This window comes from Microcystis sp. M53598_WE2 (genome assembly GCF_030067735.1).
GTDB classification, from domain to species: domain Bacteria; phylum Cyanobacteriota; class Cyanobacteriia; order Cyanobacteriales; family Microcystaceae; genus Microcystis; species Microcystis aeruginosa.
Map to the genome: position 1 here is coordinate 1 of NZ_JASJFE010000510.1, position 2,427 is coordinate 2,427.

Below are 2,427 nucleotides of genomic sequence, written 5' to 3' on the forward strand. Positions count from 1 at the left end.
CAACACCGTTCACCCACGATTTAAATTGCGAACAGCTTATACACTGTGTAGTTTACACGCTCTAGAGTAAAGAATAGTAAAAACTTCTACTGTTAAATCTTGACCATCGAGATAGTCCTTCTCTAATCCAGCTTATCCCAGAAACCATGGTATCTTGCTAGAACAAATGAACTAAAAAAATCTCTCGTCACCATTCTTGTCAGAATTATGAGAATTACGTTACATTTAGTTAAGATTTAATTGGCTGCGGGGATTAATATCGAAAAAATAACGTAAAATCCTTGACAAAAACAGCTAAATGAGTTAAGCAAAAATCTTTATCCTAGAACCACTAAACAAACATGAAACTATCTTGGAAAACGATTTTACTGTGGACATTGCCCGCCCTTGTGGTCGGTTTTTTCCTCTGGCAAGGCACTTTTGCCACAGCCACCAGTAATATCGGCAATAACACCGCCACTACCCGCATGACCTACGGACGCTTTCTAGAATACCTAGACAGTGGTAGGGTTGTCAGCGTCGATCTCTACGAAGGTGGCAGAACCGCGATCGTACAGGCCCTAGATCCGGAACTAGAAAACCGAGTACAACGCCTACGGGTCGATTTACCGGCCAATTCCCCGGATTTGATCGCCCGTTTACGCGATTCTAAAATTAGTTTCGATGCTCACCCGATGCGGAATGACGGCGCTTGGTGGGGATTCCTCGGTAATCTACTTTTCCCCTTTTTGCTGATTGCCGCTCTCTTTTTCCTGTTCCGCCGTTCTAATAATATGCCAGGCGGCCCCGGTCAAGCGATGAGTTTTGGTAAATCAAAAGCTCGCTTCCAGATGGAAGCAAAAACCGGCATCACCTTTGATGATGTGGCAGGAATTGACGAAGCGAAGGAAGAATTACAGGAAGTCGTCACTTTCCTCAAACAACCGGAGAAATTTACCGCCGTCGGTGCCAAAATCCCCAAAGGAGTCCTGTTAGTTGGCCCTCCTGGTACGGGTAAAACCCTGTTGGCTAAAGCGATCGCCGGTGAAGCGGGTGTACCTTTCTTCAGCATTTCCGGTTCGGAATTTGTGGAAATGTTTGTCGGTGTCGGTGCTTCTCGCGTGCGCGACTTGTTCAAAAAAGCCAAGGAAAATGCTCCCTGTTTAATCTTTATCGATGAAATTGACGCAGTAGGTCGTCAACGGGGTGCCGGTATCGGTGGCGGTAACGATGAACGGGAACAAACCCTGAACCAATTATTGACAGAAATGGACGGTTTCGAGGGGAATACGGGAATTATCATCATTGCCGCCACTAACCGCCCCGATGTTCTCGATTCCGCTCTCATGCGTCCGGGCCGTTTTGATCGCCAAGTAACCGTGGATGCGCCCGATTTTAAAGGTCGTTTAGAGATTTTAGACGTTCACGCCCGCAATAAAAAGCTGGCCAACGACGTTTCCATCGAAGCGATCGCCCGTCGCACTCCAGGGTTCAGTGGAGCAGATTTAGCCAATTTACTGAACGAAGCGGCAATTTTAACCGCCCGTCGTCGTAAAGATGCCATTACCCTCCTAGAGATAGATGACGCGGTAGATCGCGTTATCGCCGGTATGGAAGGCACTCCTTTAGTCGATAGCAAGAGCAAGCGCTTAATCGCTTACCATGAAGTGGGTCATGCGATCGTGGGTACGCTCTTAAAAGATCACGATCCCGTCCAGAAAGTGACTCTGATTCCCCGGGGCCAGGCCCAGGGTTTAACTTGGTTCACTCCCAACGAAGAACAGGGTTTAACCACGAAAGCTCAGTTAATGGCCCGGATTTCCGGTGCTTTAGGTGGTCGGGCAGCCGAGGAAGAAATCTTCGGCTATGATGAGGTGACTACCGGTGCAGGTGGCGATTTACAGCAAGTCTCTGATATGGCGCGTCAGATGGTGACTCGTTTCGGGATGAGCGATTTGGGTCCTTTGTCCCTAGAAAGTCAAGGGGGTGAAGTGTTCCTCGGTGGCGGTTTGATGACTCGTTCCGAGTATTCTGAGAAGGTCGCTACTCGCATCGATGATCAGGTGCGCTCGATCGTGGAACACTGCCATGAAATTTCTCGGCAAATTATTCGCGATCATCGCGAAGTGATCGATCGAGTGGTGGACCTGCTGATCGAAAAAGAAACGATCGATGGGGGAGAATTCCGGCAAATTGTGGCTGAATACGCCTACGTTCCCGAAAAAGAACAGTTTGTACCACAGTTATAGGTTGATTTCAATCTATATGCGATCGGGTGGGTTAAGGCTCACCCGATTTTTTTATCCTAGTTAGGGTTTGCTGAATAAATGTGAAATGTAGGCAAGGTAAGAGTTTTGTGGCTTTTTTCGCGAAACAGGTGCAAGATTTTGAGAGAATCGTCGTTCAAAACCTTGCGTCTTCATCGGCCCGCGTCCTGTAGGGGCGAAG

1 protein-coding gene is annotated in these 2,427 nt (G+C 48.0%); it reads left to right on the top strand.

Annotated features, from left to right (window positions below; translation table 11 throughout):
• The first annotated feature begins 341 nt into the window (after positions 1-341).
• On the top strand, positions 342-2,228 hold the full coding sequence (gene ftsH2 / locus PX636_RS10445) for an ATP-dependent zinc metalloprotease FtsH2 (RefSeq protein WP_271935496.1): 1,887 nt from the start codon (positions 342-344) through the stop codon (positions 2,226-2,228).
• Positions 2,229-2,427 lie beyond the last annotated feature (199 nt).